Annotated in this window: 18 protein-coding genes; 5 read left to right on the top strand and 13 right to left on the bottom strand. The window is 61.6% G+C overall.

Features of this window, described 5'->3' with window-relative positions; translation table 11 throughout:
* Window positions 1–68 precede the first annotated feature (68 nt).
* Window positions 69–383: a DUF3509 domain-containing protein gene (locus QCBJ_RS22505; protein WP_012722376.1), complete on the top strand. Its 315-nt coding sequence runs from the start codon at window positions 69–71 to the stop codon at window positions 381–383.
* On the opposite strand, the gene QCBJ_RS22500 is transcribed toward QCBJ_RS22505, so the two are convergent.
* On the bottom strand, window positions 380–868 hold the full coding sequence (locus QCBJ_RS22500; RefSeq protein ID WP_012722375.1) for a phosphate-starvation-inducible protein PsiE: 489 nt from the start codon (window positions 866–868) through the stop codon (window positions 380–382). The two genes, QCBJ_RS22505 and QCBJ_RS22500, sit on opposite strands and share 4 nt — an antisense overlap.
* A gap of 372 nt (window positions 869–1,240) precedes the next feature.
* Here QCBJ_RS22500 and QCBJ_RS22495 point away from each other — a divergent pair, with 372 nt between their 5' ends.
* Complete coding sequence (locus QCBJ_RS22495; protein ID WP_012722374.1) at window positions 1,241–1,501, top strand: YebG family protein; 261 nt, start codon at window positions 1,241–1,243, stop codon at window positions 1,499–1,501.
* 54 nt (window positions 1,502–1,555) lie between these two features.
* Here the strand turns inward: QCBJ_RS22495 and QCBJ_RS22490 are convergent, their stop codons facing one another.
* On the bottom strand, window positions 1,556–2,575 hold the full coding sequence (locus tag QCBJ_RS22490; RefSeq protein ID WP_043204825.1) for a Glu/Leu/Phe/Val dehydrogenase dimerization domain-containing protein: 1,020 nt from the start codon (window positions 2,573–2,575) through the stop codon (window positions 1,556–1,558).
* A 187-nt stretch (window positions 2,576–2,762) separates the two neighbouring features.
* Between QCBJ_RS22490 and QCBJ_RS22485 the strand changes: the two genes are divergently transcribed.
* Window positions 2,763–3,566, top strand: a complete 804-nt coding sequence (locus QCBJ_RS22485) for a SirB1 family protein (protein ID WP_012722372.1) — start codon at window positions 2,763–2,765, stop codon at window positions 3,564–3,566.
* A gap of 40 nt (window positions 3,567–3,606) precedes the next feature.
* Here QCBJ_RS22485 and QCBJ_RS22480 read toward each other — a convergent pair whose 3' ends face one another.
* From QCBJ_RS22480 to hmgA, 4 genes are all read right to left on the bottom strand, one after another.
* Entirely contained in the window at window positions 3,607–4,977 is a 1,371-nt protein-coding gene (locus tag QCBJ_RS22480) for an aromatic acid/H+ symport family MFS transporter (protein WP_102061626.1), read from the bottom strand.
* Between the two features lie 233 nt (window positions 4,978–5,210).
* On the bottom strand, window positions 5,211–5,846 hold the full coding sequence (gene maiA, locus QCBJ_RS22475) for a maleylacetoacetate isomerase (protein WP_102061625.1): 636 nt from the start codon (window positions 5,844–5,846) through the stop codon (window positions 5,211–5,213).
* Between the two features lie 12 nt (window positions 5,847–5,858).
* The gene (gene fahA / locus QCBJ_RS22470) at window positions 5,859–7,145 is read right to left on the bottom strand and encodes a fumarylacetoacetase (protein ID WP_102061624.1); all 1,287 of its coding nucleotides are present in this window, start codon (window positions 7,143–7,145) and stop codon (window positions 5,859–5,861) included.
* A 4-nt stretch (window positions 7,146–7,149) separates the two neighbouring features.
* Entirely contained in the window at window positions 7,150–8,433 is a 1,284-nt protein-coding gene (hmgA, locus tag QCBJ_RS22465) for a homogentisate 1,2-dioxygenase (RefSeq protein ID WP_012722368.1), read from the bottom strand.
* Between the two features lie 120 nt (window positions 8,434–8,553).
* Between hmgA and QCBJ_RS22460 the strand changes: the two genes are divergently transcribed.
* Window positions 8,554–9,333 (top strand): IclR family transcriptional regulator, encoded by a 780-nt coding sequence (locus tag QCBJ_RS22460; protein ID WP_046034370.1) that lies wholly within the window; start codon window positions 8,554–8,556, stop codon window positions 9,331–9,333.
* A gap of 1 nt (window position 9,334) precedes the next feature.
* On the opposite strand, the gene dacB is transcribed toward QCBJ_RS22460, so the two are convergent.
* The 7 genes from dacB to QCBJ_RS22425 all read right to left on the bottom strand — a co-directional run bounded on the left by dacB (window position 9,335) and on the right by QCBJ_RS22425 (window position 16,953).
* The gene (gene dacB, locus QCBJ_RS22455) at window positions 9,335–10,792 is read right to left on the bottom strand and encodes a D-alanyl-D-alanine carboxypeptidase/D-alanyl-D-alanine-endopeptidase (RefSeq protein ID WP_102061623.1); all 1,458 of its coding nucleotides are present in this window, start codon (window positions 10,790–10,792) and stop codon (window positions 9,335–9,337) included.
* Between the two features lie 95 nt (window positions 10,793–10,887).
* Complete coding sequence (locus QCBJ_RS22450) at window positions 10,888–13,308, bottom strand: TonB-dependent receptor (RefSeq protein WP_102061622.1); 2,421 nt, start codon at window positions 13,306–13,308, stop codon at window positions 10,888–10,890.
* A 109-nt stretch (window positions 13,309–13,417) separates the two neighbouring features.
* A complete protein-coding gene (locus QCBJ_RS22445; RefSeq protein ID WP_102061621.1) occupies window positions 13,418–14,353 on the bottom strand; it encodes a glutathione S-transferase family protein in 936 nt (311 codons plus the stop codon).
* A 75-nt stretch (window positions 14,354–14,428) separates the two neighbouring features.
* Entirely contained in the window at window positions 14,429–14,704 is a 276-nt protein-coding gene (locus QCBJ_RS22440) for a GIY-YIG nuclease family protein (RefSeq protein ID WP_012722363.1), read from the bottom strand.
* Window positions 14,705–14,741: 37 nt separating this feature from the next.
* Window positions 14,742–15,212 (bottom strand): nuclear transport factor 2 family protein, encoded by a 471-nt coding sequence (locus tag QCBJ_RS22435; RefSeq protein ID WP_012722362.1) that lies wholly within the window; start codon window positions 15,210–15,212, stop codon window positions 14,742–14,744.
* Window positions 15,213–15,303: 91 nt separating this feature from the next.
* Window positions 15,304–15,939: a response regulator transcription factor gene (locus QCBJ_RS22430; protein WP_012722361.1), complete on the bottom strand. Its 636-nt coding sequence runs from the start codon at window positions 15,937–15,939 to the stop codon at window positions 15,304–15,306.
* 183 nt (window positions 15,940–16,122) lie between these two features.
* Complete coding sequence (locus QCBJ_RS22425; protein ID WP_102061620.1) at window positions 16,123–16,953, bottom strand: response regulator; 831 nt, start codon at window positions 16,951–16,953, stop codon at window positions 16,123–16,125.
* Between the two features lie 390 nt (window positions 16,954–17,343).
* Here QCBJ_RS22425 and QCBJ_RS22420 point away from each other — a divergent pair, with 390 nt between their 5' ends.
* Complete coding sequence (locus QCBJ_RS22420) at window positions 17,344–17,970, top strand: DUF1120 domain-containing protein (RefSeq protein WP_102061619.1); 627 nt, start codon at window positions 17,344–17,346, stop codon at window positions 17,968–17,970.
* Window positions 17,971–18,001: the final 31 nt, after the last annotated feature.

The raw sequence follows: 18,001 nt of genomic DNA, 5'->3' as shown, positions 1-18,001 counted from the left end.
AGGAGACGCGAACTAAACCCGACACCGGTCGTCAATGACTGCATGTTCTTATCAGGCGGTAACGCACCATGGACAATCCTTTTCAGATCATCACCGACACGTTCACGCCAGAATACCGTGTCAACTTGAGCATCCAGCGGCTGGACGGCAGCATCATGCTGACCCTCTCCAACGAGCAAGGGGTGGTAGCCAAACGTATGATCAGCGCCGAACAACGCAATGATCCAAAGCGGCTGAAGCGTCTGGTGCAGAGTATCCAATTCGGCATCGCCATCGAGCAGGGTCACAGCGCCATGGAAATCCTGGCGGTGATGACGGATGGCGATCACAAAGTACTACAGCGCCCGCCCAACCGCCCCCTGCCCTTCAGTGTCGGGCTTTAAAGCTCACCTTTCTCGGTTTCCAGGCTCGCTTCGCCCTTGCGGCGCGGGCCTTCTACCTTCACGGAGGGGAACGACGACGACGCATAGCGCACCACCAGGATCGCAAACGCCAAGAGCAGAATCCCGCCGCACAGGTAGATGATGCCGATGTCGGGTGGATTGTGGTGGGACACGTTGGAAATCAGCAGACGCGTCAGCGCGGTGATTGCCACGTAGATCAGAAAGCGCACCGGCATGTGGTTGGTCTTGAAATAAATCCCGACCATCGCGCCCAATTCCAGGTAGATGAACAGCAGCAAGATGTCATCGATCTTGATATGCCCATTCTCGAGCATCCCCAGAAACTCCATCACCGCCGCCCACGCGGTCACCGCACCAATGGCGAACAGCGCCAGGTAGTGGAACGACTCGACAAACAGATTGCCCAGGGACTCGGCCAGACCATGTACTTGCTGGCGCAGCCTTTCGGCCCAGTTGATTTTCACGATGATGCTTCCTTAGGTCGACTCGACCGGATAATGCGGGTTGGACGTGACGGTTGTTCTGCATGCAGAAAAAAGGCCAGGGCTGGGAAATGAGATGGTGGCAGCATGACATGAGACACAGATTCATTAAGTGGCACATAACCTGTGGCGAGGGAGCTTGCTCCCGTTGGGGGTCACATTGAAGAGGGTGTCACCGTAGGATTACCCGGCAACCTCGCCGTGTTGTCAGAAATTTCCGTTGTAGCAAACCTCTATTTCCCGACTACATTAAAAAACTGCTACCCAAACCCCACGGTTTGGCTTACTCTTTTCACTGTATATGAATACAGTAGTAGCGAAAGACAACTATCGTGAAGGCATGTGAGGTGGTGAATGGCCGTCGAAGTGGTATACCGCAGCAGCCGAGATCTGGAGCGTTTGTTCATGGATAAAGCCGAAGCTGACCGTCATGACAAGATGCTTGAACTCGCTGAGTTGCTGGCAGAAGTGTTGCAAAAAGCCGTGCCGTCCCTGAGCGAGCAGCAGGTGGAAGAAGCCGGGATCTACATGGCGAAGAACCGCGATGTATTTGCCAAGGCGTTCAAGAGTCAGCCGGACGCGTTGTCCGAGTTGCTGAACGCACCGGCGGAATAAAGCCCGAATTGAACAGGCCCTGAATCATCGATTCAGGGCCTTTTTAATAACCGGCTATTGGTAAAGCAGGCGCTCGGCCAATTCATCCGCGACCCGTGCGGGCGAGCGTTTTTCGGCTTGGGCGTGGGCGAAGATTTCCGTGAGGCGCGTGCCGATGTTGGATAAGTGCGCGGTGATGGTCGGCAGTTCTGCCCCGCTGTGTTTGAGCGCGACGTAGATCAGGCCGCCCGAGTTGATGACGTAGTCAGGGGCGTAGAGGATGCCGCGCCCTTCCAGTTGGTCAGCCACTTGCAGGTTGGTCAATTGCGCACTGGCGGAACCGGCCACGGCAGCGCAGCGCAGTTGGCCGACGCTCTGGCGGTTGAACACGGCCCCGAGGCCGCAGGGCGCGAGGATGTCGCACGGGGTGCTGAGCAAGGCGTCGTTGGCGATGGGGTGCGCGCCCAGTTGCTCCATGGCCAACTGCACCTTGCCGTGGTCGATGTCGCTGACCAGCAGTTCGGCACCCGCGGCGTGCAGTTGTTCGGCCAGGGCGTAACCGACGTTACCGAGGCCCTGGATGGCGACGCGCAAACCTTCTAGGTTGTCGCTGCCCAGGCGGGCCATGGCGGTGGTGCGGATGCCGGCGAAAACGCCCATGGCGGCATGGGGCGAAGGGTCGCCTGCCGCGCTGGTGCTGGTGACGAAGCGGGTGTGCTGGGCGATGCAGTCCATGTCGGCCACCGAGGTGCCGCTGTCGGTGGCGGTGATGTAGCGGCCGTCGAGTTGCTCGATACAACGGCCGAATGCTTCAAACAGTGCCGCGCGGTTTTCCACATGGCCGGGGCGCAGGATCACCGCCGTACCGCCGCCCACCGGCAAACCGGCCAATGCCGCCTTGTAGCTCATGCCTTGGGCCAGGCGCGCAGCGTCGGCCACGGCACTTTCGTCGTCGGGGTAGGAGAGATAGCGACAACCGCCGAGAGCAGGCCCCAGGCGGCTGTTATGGATGGCGATGACCGCCTTCAGCCCGGTAGCCGGGTCGACGCTCAAGTGCAGCGATTCAAGGCGGGTGCTGTGCATGAGAGCAAACATCGTCAAGCTCCCGAATCACTTCTGGTAGTGGGCCAAGTATAGGCTTGCGGCAGAAACCTGCCGAAATACGCTGGAATAAGCCGCTCGATTTCGCAGGCCTTGCGACATAAGCACACAGGTTATCGCCTAAGCCACTGGACGAAAATTCCCAGCAAGGCTAAAACGGGGGCATCCGCCGGAGAATGCAATGAACCCCCGCAAAGCCTTTTTTGCCTGCCTGGAACGCTCCCCCCCTGCGCTGTTTGAAGCCGCGCTGTGGATAGCCGCCGAGCATGACCCGGCAGTGCAGCCATTGCTGATCCTGCAGGAGCTGACGTTGCTGCAACAGCAGGTGAGCCTCGGCATGCCCATGGTGCCGGCGGATGAACTGGGCCAGACGTTGTTGCGGCGCATGAATGACTTGGGGTTTGCCCAGGATGAGTTCACGCCACTGCGCCCCGCTGCCGCGCTGCTGGACAAGGTCTTGCAGCGCAAACGCGGACAACCCTTGGCCATGGGGCTGATCGCCCTTGAGTTGGCACGACGCCTGGATATCCCCATGGTCGGCGTGAATTTCCCCGGCCACTTTCTACTGCGGGTCCCCGGCGCCGATCACCTTCTGGACCCGTGCGGCGGCCGACGCCTGTACCCCAATGATTGCCGTGACCTGCTGCAACGCCAATACGGCCCCAACCTCAAGTTGCAGGCCGACCACCTGCACACCGCCGATCCACGTTCGATCCTGCAGCGGTTGTCACGCAACCTGCGGCAATTGCACCTGGCCAACGACGCCCCGCTTGAAGCCTTGGTCGACGCCGAGCGCGTGCTGGAGCTGGGCAATGCCAGTGCCGCCGATTACCTGGCACGGGCCAGCCTGTACCAGCGCCTGGACTGCCCCAACGCCGAGCGTTTTGACTTGGAACACGCGCTGATGCTCAGCGAAGACCCGATCCAACGCCTGCGCCTGACCGAGCGCCTGGGGCATTTGCCGCCCAATTCAGTGGTGCACTGACGCCCGATTCTCGAGCGCTTCCACGCTGATTGACGCTGGCTCAGTGATTGCCCGGCGCCTTGAAAATATCGCCCGGCAGCGAGGCGTTCAGCCTCACACCGCCAGGCGAACGCACCTGGATAATCAACAACGCCGCGATCACCGCCGGTATCGCGCAAAAGAAAAAAATCTGCTCCACCGGGATATGCATCGCCAGCAGTATGCTGCCAAACAGCGGCCCCAGGATCGAGCCAAACCGCCCCACGCCCAACGCCCAGCCCGTTCCGGTAGCGCGTACGTGCGCCGGGTAGAAATTGCTGGCAAAGGCGTTGAGGGTCAATTGGCCACCGATGATGCAAAACCCTGCCGCAAACACGCAGGCCACCAGGTAGCGCGGGTTGTCATGGTTGAGACCGAGCAGAATGGTGCACACCGCCGCCGTCGCCATCACGCCGGACAGGAGGCGCACTTTGCTTTGCAAGCGGTCGGCGAACCAGGCCATGCCGATGGCCCCCAAGGTGCCGGCGAACAGGAACATCGACGTCACCAGGTTGGCTTCTTTCAACGCCAGCCCGCTTTCCAACAGCAGCGACGGCAACCAACTGATCATGAAATACAGCAGGATCAAGCTGACAAAAAAGGTCGCCCAGATCAGCAGCGTCGGACGCGCATAGCCATTGCGGAACAACTCCACGACGGTCAGTTTGCTGCCCTGCTCCTGCTGGTTCTCGGCCTCGCTCGCAGGCGGCGCTTGCCAGCCGGGCAACATGCGTGACGTCACGGCCTGCAGCCGCGCATACGGCGGCGCATCTCGCAGCAAGCGCGGCAAGGATTCCGGCAACCACCGCACAAGAAACGGGAACAACAGCAGCGGCGTTACGCCACCCGCCAGAAACACTGCCTGCCACCCGAAGCCTTCGATAAACCCCGCCGCCACAAACCCACCCGCTGCCCCACCAAACGAGAAGCCACAGGCCGCCAGGGTCACCATCAACGTGCGCAGGCGCGGTGGGGAGTAGTCCGACATCAACGCCATGGCACTGGGCATGGCGCCCCCCATGCCGATACCGCAGATAAACCTGGCGGCCATCAAGGTGGTCAGTGAGTGGGCGAACACCATCAGCACCGTGAGGCTGGCGTAGATCAGCACGCAGCCAAGCAGGATGCGTCGTACGCCAAAGCGATCCGCCAATGGCGTGACCAGTAGCGAACCCAAGGTCAGCCCAAGCAGGTTGGCGCTGAACACCGGCCCAAATGCGGCCTTTTCCAGCCCCCAATCCTGAGCCAACGCTGGAACTACATACCCCAACACCTGGGCGTCATAGCCATCCGTCACCAGCAACAGTGCCAGCAACAGAAGAATCAACCACTGGTAGCGCGAGACCGGACGAGCGTCGAGTGCCGCGCGAAAGCTGGCAAGCTGATTGTGCATCGCAAAGTACCTATTATTTTTATAAGGGTGGCGAAGGTCAAAATGAGGGAGGGGACAAGCCCTAATGCCAGTCAGTTAAGGGCAAACACTGTACCTGTTGCGAGGGAGCTTGCTCCCGTTGGACTGCGCAGCAGTCCCAGTCTTTTGAAACAAAGAGCTGGGGCCGCTTCGCGGCCCAACGGGAGCAAGCTCCCTCGCCACAGGTTATTTTTTGCCCCCTCCCACATTGGGTCCTAAGGCGTGTCAGGTTGATTGGCGGGGTGTGCCTGCACAAATGCTGGATGCTGTGCCGCCAACGCCGCCACCCGTCCGATGCGCGGGTACGCCGCCAATGGCACCTTGAAGCGCTCGGCCGCATACAACTGCGGAATCAGGAACGCGTCGGCCAGCCCCGACTGGTCGCCGAAGCAATACCCCTGATCGCCGATCAATTGTTCCACCGCGCCCAATCCCTGGCTGATCCAATGGCCAATCCATTCCAGCACCTTTGCCTCGTCATGCCCCCACTGACGCAGCAGGTTCTGGGTACTGGAGTTGTGCAGCGGGTGAATATCGCAGCCGATGATCGACGCCACCGCACGCGCATGGGCACGGGCCGCAAGGTCGTTGGAGAGCAACGGCACCTGTGGATAACGCTCCTCCAGGTATTCGATGATCGCCAGCGACTGGATCAACAGCTCACCCTCATCGGTGCGCAAGGCAGGCACACGTCCTTGCGGGTTGATCGCCAAATACTCGGGTTGGCGATTGGCACCGCCCGCCGGCACCAGCAGGTTGACCGGCACGGCAGTGAAATCCAGGCCCTTGAGCGCCAAGGCGATGCGAACCCGGTACGACGCGGTGGAACGGTAGTAGGTATAGAGTTCCATCCCCCTCTCCTTCTAGCGCGCCGCGACCACAGTGCCGCGGCATTCGCCGAAGCCGATAGAGGCAAATCCTTCACGACTGCAGCGAGCGCGCAGGATGACTTCATCGCCGTCTTCGAGGAACTTGCGCACCTCGCCGGAGGGCAATTCGACGGCCTTTTTGCCGCCGTCGGTCATTTCCAACAGGCTGCCGAACTGACCGGCTTGCGGCCCCGACAAAGTCCCCGTACCCAACAGGTCACCGGCCTGCAGCTGGCAACCGTTGACGCTGTGGTGCGCGACCAATTGCGCGGCGGTCCAGTACATATGCAGGCTGTTGCTCAAGGCCAGGCGATAGGCCGGCAGGTTTTGCTCACGCATGGCGGCCGTGGTCAGCAGGACTTCCAATTCGATATCCAGGGCACCCGCTGCCTGGTCGCGTTGGTCCAGCAGGTACGACAGCGGCTGCGGGTCACCTTCAGGCCGCGCCGGTTGCGCTGTGCGGAACGGTTCAAGTGCCTCGACCGTCACTACCCACGGTGAAATGGTGGTGATAAAGCTTTTCGACAGGAACGGCCCCAGCGGCTGGTACTCCCAGGCCTGGATATCCCGTGCCGACCAGTCATTGAGCAGGCAGAAACCGGCGATATGTTCAGCCGCGTCACCAATGGCAATCGAATCGCCCATCTCATTGCCCTGGCCGATCCAGACGCCCAGTTCCAACTCGTAGTCCAGGCGTGCACACGGACCGAAGATCGGTTCGGCCTGGCCGGCGGGCAAGGTCTGGCCCTTGGGGCGGCGCACATCGGTGCCCGAGGGACGGATGGTCGACGCGCGACCGTGGTAGCCAATCGGCACGTACTTGTAGTTGGGCAGCAGAGGGTTGTCGGGGCGGAACAGTTTGCCGACGTTCTGCGCGTGCTCGATACCGACGTAGAAGTCGGTGTAGTCATTGATCCGCGCCGGTACGTGCATCTGGCAATCGGCAGCACGGTGCAACACCTGCGCTTCACGCGCCTGCAGTGTGCTGCCTTCGGCCAACAACGTCAGCAAGCGCTCGCGCAAGGCCACGCGCGGGCCACGGCCCAGTTCGAAGAAGGCGTTCAGTTGGCCACCAGCGGTCGCCTCGACGGCGCGACGGGCGTCACCGTCGAACGCATCGATCGCGGCGTGCAGGTCCAGGATCGAGTCCCCAATCGCCACGCCAGCGCGCGGTGCGGAGCCGTTGACGCTGAACACGCCCAACGGCAGGTTCTGCAGCGGAAAATCGGTGTGACCATTCGCGGAGGCCACCCAGCTGCGGGTGAGTGTTGGCTGCGTCATGGGTTTATCTCCGGTTCGGGTTGAAGGTGGCGGGCAACGAGGCCCAGCACGCGTCATAAGTGTTTTGCAGTTGCGGGCAGTCCAAGGCGAACTGGGTCGGGCGCAGCACTTGGCTGGTCTCGAACATAAAGGCCATGGTGTTATCGATCTTGTGCGGCGCCAGCGCCACGTTGATGGCCTTGGTGCAGGTTTCGCCGTCCGGGCCGTGGGCGCTCATGCAGCTGTGCAGCGACGCGCCGCCGGGCACGAAGCCTTCGGCCTTGGCGTCGTAGGCTCCTTGGATCAGGCCCATGTATTCGTTCATCAGGTTGCGATGGAACCACGGCGGACGGAAGGTGTTCTCGGCCACCATCCAGCGCGGCGGAAAGATCACGAAGTCGAGGTTGGCCAGGCCGTGGGTGCTGGTGGGCGAGGTCAATACCGTGAAGATCGACGGGTCCGGGTGGTCGAAGCTCACGGTGCCTATCGTGTTGAAGCGGCGCAGGTCGTATTTGTACGGCACGTTGTTGCCGTGCCAGGCGACCACATTGAGCGGGGAATGATCCAGCTCGCAAGCCCAGAGTTCGCCGAGGAATTTCTGTACCAGCGTTGTCGGTTGTTTCAGGTCTTCGTAGTGGGCGACCGGGGTCAGGAAGTCGCGCGGGTTGGCCAGGCCGTTGCTGCCGATGGGCCCCAGGTCCGGCAGGCGCAGTGGGGCACCGTGGTTCTCGGCGACGTAGCCGCGCGCTTGCGCATCCAGCAGTTCGACGCGGAATTTGAGGCCGCGCGGCAGCACGATGATTTCCAGCGGCTCGACTTCCAGCACGCCCAATTCAGTCGCGATACGCAGACGGCCCTGTTCGGGAACGATCAACCATTCGCCATCGGCATTGAAGAACACCCGCTCCATCGAACGATTGGCGCGGTAGTTGTAGATGCTGATGCCCGAGGGTTTTTCCGACCCGGAATTAGCGACCATCCCTACAAGCCCATCGACAAAGTCAGTCGGCTCACTTGGAATATCCAACGGGTTCCAGCGCAAGCGATTCGGCGTCACCGCCCCCAACGGCCCACCGACCAACTGCCGTTCAAGCTTGATAAACGCTGGGTGATTGGCCGACGGCTGAATGCGGTACAGCCAGGTGCGCCGGGCTTCACTGCGCGCCATGGTGAACGCCGTGCCGGAGAACAGTTCGGTGTACAGCCCATAGGGCGCTTTTTGTGGGGAGTTCTGGCCGACCGGCAGTGCGCCGACCAGGGCTTCGCTGGCGAACTCATTGCCGAAGCCCGACAGGTATTCGAGGTTCATGGATCATCCTCTGTACGGAAGTTGTTTTTATCGTAATCCAGTTACGCATAACGTAATTTGATCACTAACGACCGTCAAGCTATAAAGACGCCCATTCATCTCTCGGATTCTCGCCCCTCCATGGAAAAGCCCCGCGACACCGGTAAACAGAAAGTCCGCTCGGCCGAAGTGGGCACCGACATCCTCAAGGCCCTGGCCGAACTGTCACCGGCGACCTCGCTTTCACGCCTGGCCGAGCACGTGCAAATGCCGGCCAGCAAGGTGCACCGCTACCTGCAGGCGCTGATCGCCTCAGGTTTCGCCGAACAGAACACCGCCACCAATCACTATGGCCTGGGCCGCGAAGCCTTGCGTGTGGGCCTGGCGGCGCTGGGCAGCATGGACGTGCTCAAGGTCGGCGCGATGCCCCTGGCGGAGTTGCGCGATGAATTGAATGAAACCTGCTTCCTGGCGGTGTGGGGTAACCAGGGCGCGACCGTGGTGCAGATCGAACCGGCGGTGCGTGCGGTGACGGTGGTCACGCAGTTGGGTTCGGTGTTGCCGCTGCTCAGTTCGTCCACCGGGTTGGTGTTCAGTGCGTTCCTGCCGTCGCGGGAAACCGTAGAGCTGCGTGAACGCGAGATCCAGGCCGGCATCGCCCATGCCCTGGCGGACGACCAGGCTTACGCGACCGCCTGCGAACAGATCCGCCGCCGTGGCCTGCACTTTGTGCATGGTTTGCTGATGCCCGGCGTCGATGCGTTGTCGGCGCCGGTGTTCAACGCTGTCGGCCAAGTGGCGGCGGTGATGACCGTGGTCGGCCCCACCTCGTTGTTCCACGCCGATGAAGACGGCCCGGCGGCGCAGCGCTTGCTGGCGGCGACCCAGGCCGTGAGTTGGCGGATGGGGTATCAGCCCTGAGCTAGTCGTGCCATTGGCTCAGTGCCAGTGCCACGCGGTTTTCCAGCGCACGGATGGGCGTGGCGTCACTCACATAGTTATTGCTGATCATTGAAAACACCAGGCGTCGGCCATCGGCGTCGGTGATGTAGCCGCTCAACGAGGAAACCCCCGCCATGGAGCCGGTCTTGGCGTGCAGGTTGTTTTGCGCCGCCGTGCCGCGCAGGCGGTAGCGCAGGCTGCCGCCGGTCATGCGGTCGGGGTCACCGGCGATCGGCAAGGCGTTGTACCAGGCTTCGAACCAGGGCTGCTTGGCTGCGGCCAGCAGCAGGTCGGTCAGGTTCTGCGACGACACCCAGTTACGCCGCGACAGACCCGAACCGTCCACCTGGCTCAGCGTCATCGGGTCCAAACCCTGGCGCCGCATGAAATCCGCAACTGCCGCGACACCGGCCTGCGCCGTACCCGCGTTGGCTGTCTTGCGCCCCATGGCCTTGAGCAACGCCTCGGACATGTTGTTGTTCGACAGTTTGAGCAGCGGCGTGATCAGTTCCTGCAGCGGTGCCGATTGATGCTCGGCCAGCACCCTGGCCGTCGCTGGGCTTGTACCACCGATCACGCGTCGGCCCAGTACCTGGATGCCCTGCTGCGCCAACGCCTGCTCAAACAGATTGGCCACCAGTTGCGTCGGCTCCCACACGCTCACCCACTGCCGGCTTTGTTTGCCTGGCGCCAGCGCACCCGTGAGTTGCAGCAGGTTGGTGCCGTGCTGGCGGGTGATGCCGTAGGTGTTACCGGGACCGCTGACCGCGCGGTTGCTCAATTGCACATAATCGGTGGACGGGCTCACCACCACGCTCACCGGCTGGCCAACCGCGATGGGCGCCTTCGCCGTGACGAGTAACGTGCCCGCATCAAAATCCGCGTTGGGTGACACGGTCAGCGCCGAAATCTGCGCGCCGTAGTAGGTGCTTTCATCGTCCTGGGCCCAGTCCACGCCCAGCCGTTCGGCGTCGAACCAGGTGTCGTCGAAGACAAGATCGCCTTGGACCTGGCGCACACCCTGCCCCGCCAGTTGTGCCGCCAATGCCTGGTAGTCGGCGAATTGCGTGGTCGGGTCGCCCAAGCCGCGCAAATAGAGGTTGCCGCTGAGGCGCTCGCCCTGCTGGGTGCCGTTACCCAGCAGTTGAGTGGAAAACCGGTATTGCGGCCCCAGCACATCCATCGCCGCCGCAGTGGTGAGCAATTTGAGGTTGGACGCAGGAATGACCCGTGTTCGCGGGTTGTGTTGGTAGAGCGTGCTGCCGCTGCGGGCGTCACGCACCATCAGGGAGACAGTGGCGCCGTTGAGCGCCGGGTCGGCCATCAGGTGATCGAGGGTGCCTGGGGTGGAGGTCTGGGAAACACTCGCGCAGCCCCCCAGCAAAAGGCTCAAGCCAACCAGCATGCCGCGGGTGTGTAAGCATTTTCCAAAGTACATCAGTAGCGTTGTCCGCAAAGCTGTCAGTGGCGGCAACGCTACCAGCTCCCTCCCCCTGTGGCGAGCGGGCTTGCCACAAGGCGTCATGTCCTACTTTAGAATTCCAGGGTGCTCGACACCGATACCTGTCGCGCATCGCCCATGGACACAAACAGCCGGCTGGCTGCCGAGGTGTAGTAGACGCGATCAAACATGTTCTTCACGTTGAGTTGGAACTTGACCTTCTGCCCATCAATTTTAGTGTCGTAGGTAGCAAATGCGTCCGCCACGGTATAACCCGGCAAGTTGAAGTCGTTGGCCGCATCGCCGGCGCGCTCGCCGACATACCGTGCGCCGGTCCCCACGCGCAGCTGGTCGCCACCAAAGACGTTGCCAAAGTCGTAGGCCACCGACAGCGAGCCGGTGTGCTTGGCCACGTTCTGCAGGCGGTTGCCCTCCAGCGTCGGGTCGTTGTCCTTGATGTCTTCGGCGTCGGTGTAGGCATAACTGCCGATCACGCTCCACTTGTCGGTCAATTGGCCGGTGGCGTCCAGTTCAAGGCCGCGTGAGCGCACCTGGCCGGCAATGCTGTAGATCGTATTCGCGCCGGAACCGACCGACACCAGCACATTGCGCTTGTCGATGGTGAACAGCGCCGCGCTGGCGGTGATGCGCCCAGGGATGTCGAGCTTGGCCCCCAGTTCCCAGGACTTGGATTCCTCAGGCGTGAGGTCGCCAGTCAAGGTGCTGCCATCGTTCAAGGCGGCGATGGTGGAGTTGGGTTTGAACGACTCGGTGTAGCTGCCATAGAACGACAATTCATCGGTGTAGCGATACACCAGGCCCGCACGCGGCACCCAGGCCTGGCCGTTGCCGTTGGTGTTGGCCTTGAACGGTACGCCCTTGCCGGCGTATTGGTCGTACATCTGATAGCGCGCACCGGCGACAAAAATCCACTGGTCGTTGAGGTGGATGGCATCCTGGAAGAACAGCGAGTCGCTGCGCAGCAGGTCGGTCTGGGCGCTGTCGACGGCGCTGACGGTAGTGCCCGCCACTTCATTGCCGTACACCGGGTTGTTGTAGTTGAAGGTGCCCCGCGAGCCCTGGCGAATCAGGTCGGCGCGGTAGATCTTGCGGTATTCGTCATCCAGGCCGAACACCAGGTCATGTTGCATGCCCAGCAGCTTGACCTTGCCTTCCAGGCTGGCCGTGGTGAAACGGTCGGTGGTGATCGCGCCCTGGGTGCCGTCCATTCTGCGGGTCAGGGTGCCGTTGTCATTCACCGCACTCACACGCACTTGGCTGGCGTCGTAGGTTTCGCGGTTCCAGCTGTAGCCGAAATGGGCCTTCCAGTCATCGTTGAGGTCGTGATCGGCTTCAAAGCGGTACAGGTCGGACCGCCCTTCCATGTTGTTGAAGGGTTCATCCAGCCGACGGGTGGCCGGGATGTCCAACGGGTGGTTGGACTTGTCGATGGCGGTGCCACGGTCAAACGGCGTGAGAAACTCGCGGTGCTCGTAGGCGAACAACAGCTTGGTGGTGTCGCCATACCAGGCCAGCGACGGCGCGATCAGGCTCTCGCGGTGGGTACCGAAGTTGCGCCAGTAATCCTCGTCTTCATGGTCGACGATCAGCCGATAGGCCAGGCCGCTGTCGCCAATCGGGCCGGTGGTGTCTAGGCTGCCGCCGCTACCGTTCTTGCCATCACCGAAGGTGGAGCCGCGCACGGTCAGGGCGGTGGACTGGACCAGCTCAGGCTTTTTGCTGACGATATTCACCACGCCGCCCGGGTCCTGGATGCCGTACAGCAAGGATGCTGGCCCCTTGAGGACTTCGACCCGCTCCGCCGTAGCGTTCAACGCACGCCCCTGCACGATCGGCATGCCATCGCGCATGATCGAACCGTTGCGGTTGTCGCCAAAGCCACGCAGCATCACCGCGTCCTGGGTGCTGGCCAGGGTGTTGGCCTGGGTGATGCCACTGATGTTGCCCAGGGCGTCATCCAGGTTGCGCGGGGTCTGGTCGCGCAGCACTTGGGCGGGCACGACGTTGACAGTCTGCGGGGTTTCCAGCAGCAAGCCACCCGAGCGCATCACCGAACTGGTGGGCGGTGGCTGGTAGCTGGTGCTGTCCTGGGCCTGCTGGCCAACGCCGCTGATCGTGGTGGCGCCGAGGTTCACCGCGCCGTCGGTGGGCACCGGCTCAAGGGCCAGGGTACGGGCGTCGATCTGGCGGAAGGTAAAGCCGGTGTTGCTCAGCAACCGTTGCAGGGCCTGGTTTGCGCTCATCTGGCCGCTGACCGCCGGGGCGCTCAGGCCGTAGGGCGCTTCATCGGTGTAGATCACGCTGATTCCAGTGACCCGGCTAAAATCGCTCAGGGCCTGGGGCAGCGGCTTGGCTGCCAGGGCAAAGTTGAACTGGGCGCTTTGCTGCTCCTGCGCCTGCGCCACGCTCAGGGGCAACAACGCCAGCCCCGAGACTGCCAATGCCGAGGCTCCCAGCCACTGTTTTATCCAACCGCCCGCCGTCGACTTCATGCTGTGAGAACCCGTGTAGAAAACGCTGTTAATGCGAATAGATCGCAGTTTCAAGCACTACACGGTTGAGCGGTGGATTTACCTCACCTTTATTTGCAAATATTTTTCGTTATTGCGCCTGAATGCGAAAGCCCATGCGTGGGAAATGCACATGCACGGTGCCCGCGCGCTCATCGCTACGGCGCAGGATCAGGGTTTCACGCCCGACAAACAGCAGCTCACCGGCCACGGGGTCAGTGCCGTAGTCGGTGGCCGAAAGGGTCACCAGCTGGCCGGCCTTGAAGCCATTCAAGTCCTCGAACACTTCATCGGGCAACGCCGCTGGGGTGGCGTTGCGCGCCACGTCCAAGGCGTGCTCGGCGCTCATCTCACTGGCGGTGCCATGACCAAAACTCAGTACCCGGTCGAGCCAGGCGGCGACGGCGGGATACGCGTCCACCAGCGGCGCGGTCACCGAAGAGCCTTTGAAGAACCACAACGGATGGGCCAGGGCAAAGTCGGCAATCGACGGCTCGCCGAACAGGAAATCCCCCGATTGGTGCTGCAACTGCTGGTCGATTCGGCCGACAATCGCCGGCCATTGATGCTTGGCCACCTCCAATTGCACCCGGGTCGCGGTGCCGCCACTGAACAGTTGGGTACGGTCGGCCACCAGCACCTGCAGCATGTGCGGCGGCACCTTGGCGAACTTGACCGCCAGGGATTCCGGCTGGAACACCAGCGCCACGGCATGGGAAAACACCACCGAATCGGCCCAGGCGGCGAAGCCCTGGGTCACCAGTTCCAAACCCTGCGGAAACAGCGCCGGCCCGGACTTCTCCTGCTCCAGGCGCCGGGCGATCAACGCGGTGTCGCAGTAGATATCGGCGCCGACCTGCAACACCGGTGTCTTGCGATAGCCACCGGTCAAGGCGGTCAGATCAGGCTTGGGCATCACCGGTGGAATAAACACCGAGCGCCAGGACAAGCCTTTGAAGCCCAGCAGCAGGCGGGCTTTTTCAGCGAAGGGGGACTGCGGGTAGTGGTGCAGGATCAACTCAGACATGCCAGGCTCCGCTCAATAGATGAGCCACTAGCTTAGCCTGCGAAACCGCGCATGGGGGCGATGGGAACCCATCAGTCAAATCAATGAGCCGCTGGCCGCCAGGCACTCCTTGGCGCTCTTTTTCAGCTTTTTGATCAAGCGTTCCTGGCGCAGCGCCTCGCCCTTGCTCGCGCATTGCTCGGTGTACACCAGCGCCACGGCAGGGCTGGATAAAAAGAACCGCGCGCCCTTGCCGCTCTGGTGCGAGGCAAAACGGCGTACCGGGTCGTTGCTGATGCCGCAATACAGCGAACCATTGGCGGCACGCACCAGGTAGACGAACCAGGGCTTGGGTTCAGGAATATCAGTCACGGGTCAATGTCGGCAAACCAGAAGAGTGCCAATCTTATCAACGACTGGCCTGGAATGCCCTCAGCCCTTTGAGCGCCTGCGCGCGCACGGCGTTTTTCAACGCAGGTGACCAGCCCAGCAACAGCCCCTTCACACCCAACGCCTGGCGCGACCAACGCCACAGGTCGAAGTGGTCGTGGTGCTCGCAGATCTTGCCGTCGCGAAACACAAACCGCGCGCCGATATCGTTGACCACCGTATTGCCGGTGGCGCTGAACAGGTAAGTCGCCACCCAGTGCGCGCTGCCGGTGGTCTCGTCGCTGCGCACGTGGTCGAACGTCAGGGAAAAGTCCTTGGCCCGCGTGGTGAGCATGCGCCACATATCACCGGCATCACGGCCACGCAGCTCGCCAAACGCCGGGTCGCTGAACACCACATCATCGGTGTAGCAGGCGGCCATGGCTTCGGCATCCAGGCGCTGAAAGGCCGTGTAAAACTCGCTGATCAAGGCGTTATGGGCATCACTCATGGGCAGGCTCCGCGTGAGGAAAAAGAGTAGGCGCACGATAAGCCGTCAACGCCGCCAAGGCTACTGACATTCGCCGGGTAAATAGCCCGCCTCAGGGCACCATGCCACTGCTGCGCGCATAGGCGAACAAATCGACATCGGTGGAAATGCACAGCCTGCTCATCGCGGTGCTTTTCTGCTTGCTGATGGTCGAGATACTGCGGTTGACCCGCGCCGCGATCTGGCTGACGGTCATGCCACTGGCGAGCATGCGTACCACCTCGCGCTCCTTGCCGGACAACTGCGGCATACCCTGCTGGTCACCGACGCCCGCCTCCTCAAGTTGCAATCGCAGGCATTCGCTGACAAAGGTGTGCCCTTCACACACGGCCTTGATCGCCAGCGGCAGTTCCCTGGCCGATGCACTCTTGGCAACGATGGCGCGCGCGCCATGGGAGAACGAGGACCTCAGCGTGGCAACGTTGGCGAACATGGTGACCAGAATCACCGGCAAATCGGGGTGTTGTCGATGCAGCAAGCCCAACAACCCGTAGCCATCCGCCTGTTGATTACCCGGCATGGCAAAATCCGTCACCAAGACGTCGCAGGGTGTGCGCTGGACCAGCGCCAGCAATTGATCGGGTCCATCGGCCTCCCCCACGACTTTGCACTTTCCGTTGGCCTCAATGACCACTTTTTGACCAATACGTACGATGGGATGATCGTCAGCAATAATTACGCGAAGCATGGGCACCACCAGGATCGCCAATTGAGTCCGGGCAAAATAGCGCTGATGGCTTTCAGCCACAACCGCCGAAATTGGCGGTTTCCGGGCCTCAGCCAGCAATCAGTGAAACCCGACTTTAGGCCCACAGAAAAAACAGACGCCACCTACAGAATAGAACTACAAAGATGAGGGAAACTTCCTTCACTAAACCTGAGGCCATAGCTCGGCCAGGCGCAGCAGGTAACGCCGCAAGTCGGCGTATAAAAGCCCAAGTGAGCGCGAGTTCGCCGCGACGCCCTCACACGCCACCGCAGTGATCAAGTGGGCGCCGCGGTCCTCCAATTGCCCGGCCCCCAAAAAGGCAAGACCACCCACCAACCGATGCAAGTGTCGGCTCGTCGCCGTCGCATCCTGTTTAAGGAGGGCGTCGTCTAGGGCTGCCAGATCCGCCTGCGCCTCCTCCAACAAGCACCCCACCATGCGCTCTACCACTGCCGCACAGCCAAAGGTTTCTATCAGGGTCGCGCGGGCGGGCCAGGTGATGGGCACGTCTTGAGCAACCGGCTCGGGTCGCTGGGTGTCCGCCTGGGGCACCCATAACGTCAGGATTTCGCGCAGTTGTATCAAGGTCAGCGGCTTGACCAGCCAGGCATTGATGCCGGCCTCCAGGCAGCGATGAATCTGGGCAGCCTCAAGGGTCGAGGTCAGGGCAATGATCGGCACCGGCGCGGTGTGGGCCAGGCGCTCACGACGGCGTACCTCACGGGCCAGGGCATAGCCATCCATGACCGGCATCTGGCAGTCCGTGAGGATCAGGTCGAAGTGCCTGTCGGTCATCGCCGTCAAAGCGGCCTGCCCGTCGTTCACCACTTCCCTGTCGAACCCCAGCTTATGCAGCATCCCCCCCAACAGCATCCGATAGGCTGGATGATCTTCCACCACCAACACGCTCAATCCCTTGGGCCCAGAGGTCATTGGGCCGAGCGGCAGTGACGCAGACCCTGCGTTCCCACCGGGTGGGCTACCTGGCTGCATGATGACCTCGTTACGGAATGGACCGGCCAGGAATGAGCCATTACGCAGGTGCACTGTGCCGCCGCGACAACCCGAAAAAACAACTCAAATGGATTACATATTTAGTCAAATAATATTCTTTTGGATTATTTTTTAACCATGCAACAACTACGAAATATTCCCTCCTTACGCATAAATACGTCTTTATCTGACAGCCGGAGTCGCCACGAACCATTGTCGTATTTGTTGTATTTCCCCTATTGCAGGCACCCGATAAATTCCCCGGCGTCCTTCGAGGGCCCTCGTTCTCTTGGTGTTTGAGGCCTCTTGGACGGACACCCGCCTCCCAGTGAACGCGAACGTTATCGCCTGGGGAAATGCCCACGGCCTTGCACCGGAAATCATCAAAAAATGAGAAAGACCCTGACCGTAGTTGTCGCCACCTTAATGGCCGCGTCCCCTTGGCATACCTTTGCGGCAAGCAGCGTGGACCTCACCGTCACCGGACTGATCACACCCAGCGCCTGCACGCCCGGCCTGTCCGGCGGTGGCGTGGTGGACCATGGAAAAATCTCGGCCAAGGACCTGAGTGCCACCGACCAGACCCTGCTCCCCGCCAGCACGCTGCAGATGGTTGTGAACTGTGACGCGCAAACCCTGTTTGCCTTGAAGGGCATCGAAAACAGCGTCGGCAGCACGAATCCGAACGGCTTTGGCCTGGGCCTGATCAACGGCAATCAGCCGCTGGGCCATTACACCCTGGAGCTGCTGAACGCTTCGGCCGACACCGCCGCCGCCACCACGCTCAAGTCCGTCGACGACGGTAAAACCTGGGACGCCATGGGCGGCGATGTCTGGTCGACCCTGAACCTGGTCAGCTTTGGCAATCAGTCCGGCGGCAACTGGGCGCCGATCCCGATCAAAGACCTGACCGCCGACCTCAAGGTCTCGACGCTTATCGCGCCCGCCTCAGGACTGGACCTGACCAACGAAGTACCGATCGATGGCAGCGCCACCCTTGAAGTGAAGTACCTCTAAGCCCTTTTTCCTCAACCCGAGGCATCACCGA

Origin of the sequence: Pseudomonas sp. QC2, from assembly GCF_002859085.1 — a bacterium.
Classification (GTDB): Bacteria; Pseudomonadota; Gammaproteobacteria; order Pseudomonadales; family Pseudomonadaceae; genus Aquipseudomonas; species Aquipseudomonas petroselini.
Note: the sequence above shows the minus strand (reverse complement) of the source record. Positions and strands in the feature narration are given on the sequence as shown.

What these genes read in the sequence shown, in the direction of transcription:
- QCBJ_RS22505 (WP_012722376.1), top strand. Translation starts at nt 69, where the DNA reads ATGGACAATCCTTTTCAGATCATCACCGACACGTTCACGCCAGAATAC.
- QCBJ_RS22495 (WP_012722374.1), top strand. Translation starts at nt 1,241, where the DNA reads ATGGCCGTCGAAGTGGTATACCGCAGCAGCCGAGATCTGGAGCGTTTG.
- QCBJ_RS22490 (WP_043204825.1), bottom strand. Translation starts at nt 2,575, where the DNA reads ATGTTTGCTCTCATGCACAGCACCCGCCTTGAATCGCTGCACTTGAGC.
- QCBJ_RS22485 (WP_012722372.1), top strand. Translation starts at nt 2,763, where the DNA reads ATGAACCCCCGCAAAGCCTTTTTTGCCTGCCTGGAACGCTCCCCCCCT.
- QCBJ_RS22480 (WP_102061626.1), bottom strand. Translation starts at nt 4,977, where the DNA reads ATGCACAATCAGCTTGCCAGCTTTCGCGCGGCACTCGACGCTCGTCCG.
- maiA (WP_102061625.1), bottom strand. Translation starts at nt 5,846, where the DNA reads ATGGAACTCTATACCTACTACCGTTCCACCGCGTCGTACCGGGTTCGC.
- fahA (WP_102061624.1), bottom strand. Translation starts at nt 7,145, where the DNA reads ATGACGCAGCCAACACTCACCCGCAGCTGGGTGGCCTCCGCGAATGGT.
- hmgA (WP_012722368.1), bottom strand. Translation starts at nt 8,433, where the DNA reads ATGAACCTCGAATACCTGTCGGGCTTCGGCAATGAGTTCGCCAGCGAA.
- QCBJ_RS22460 (WP_046034370.1), top strand. Translation starts at nt 8,554, where the DNA reads ATGGAAAAGCCCCGCGACACCGGTAAACAGAAAGTCCGCTCGGCCGAA.
- dacB (WP_102061623.1), bottom strand. Translation starts at nt 10,792, where the DNA reads ATGTACTTTGGAAAATGCTTACACACCCGCGGCATGCTGGTTGGCTTG.
- QCBJ_RS22450 (WP_102061622.1), bottom strand. Translation starts at nt 13,308, where the DNA reads ATGAAGTCGACGGCGGGCGGTTGGATAAAACAGTGGCTGGGAGCCTCG.
- QCBJ_RS22445 (WP_102061621.1), bottom strand. Translation starts at nt 14,353, where the DNA reads ATGTCTGAGTTGATCCTGCACCACTACCCGCAGTCCCCCTTCGCTGAA.
- QCBJ_RS22435 (WP_012722362.1), bottom strand. Translation starts at nt 15,212, where the DNA reads ATGAGTGATGCCCATAACGCCTTGATCAGCGAGTTTTACACGGCCTTT.
- QCBJ_RS22430 (WP_012722361.1), bottom strand. Translation starts at nt 15,939, where the DNA reads ATGCTTCGCGTAATTATTGCTGACGATCATCCCATCGTACGTATTGGT.
- QCBJ_RS22425 (WP_102061620.1), bottom strand. Translation starts at nt 16,953, where the DNA reads ATGCAGCCAGGTAGCCCACCCGGTGGGAACGCAGGGTCTGCGTCACTG.
- QCBJ_RS22420 (WP_102061619.1), top strand. Translation starts at nt 17,344, where the DNA reads ATGAGAAAGACCCTGACCGTAGTTGTCGCCACCTTAATGGCCGCGTCC.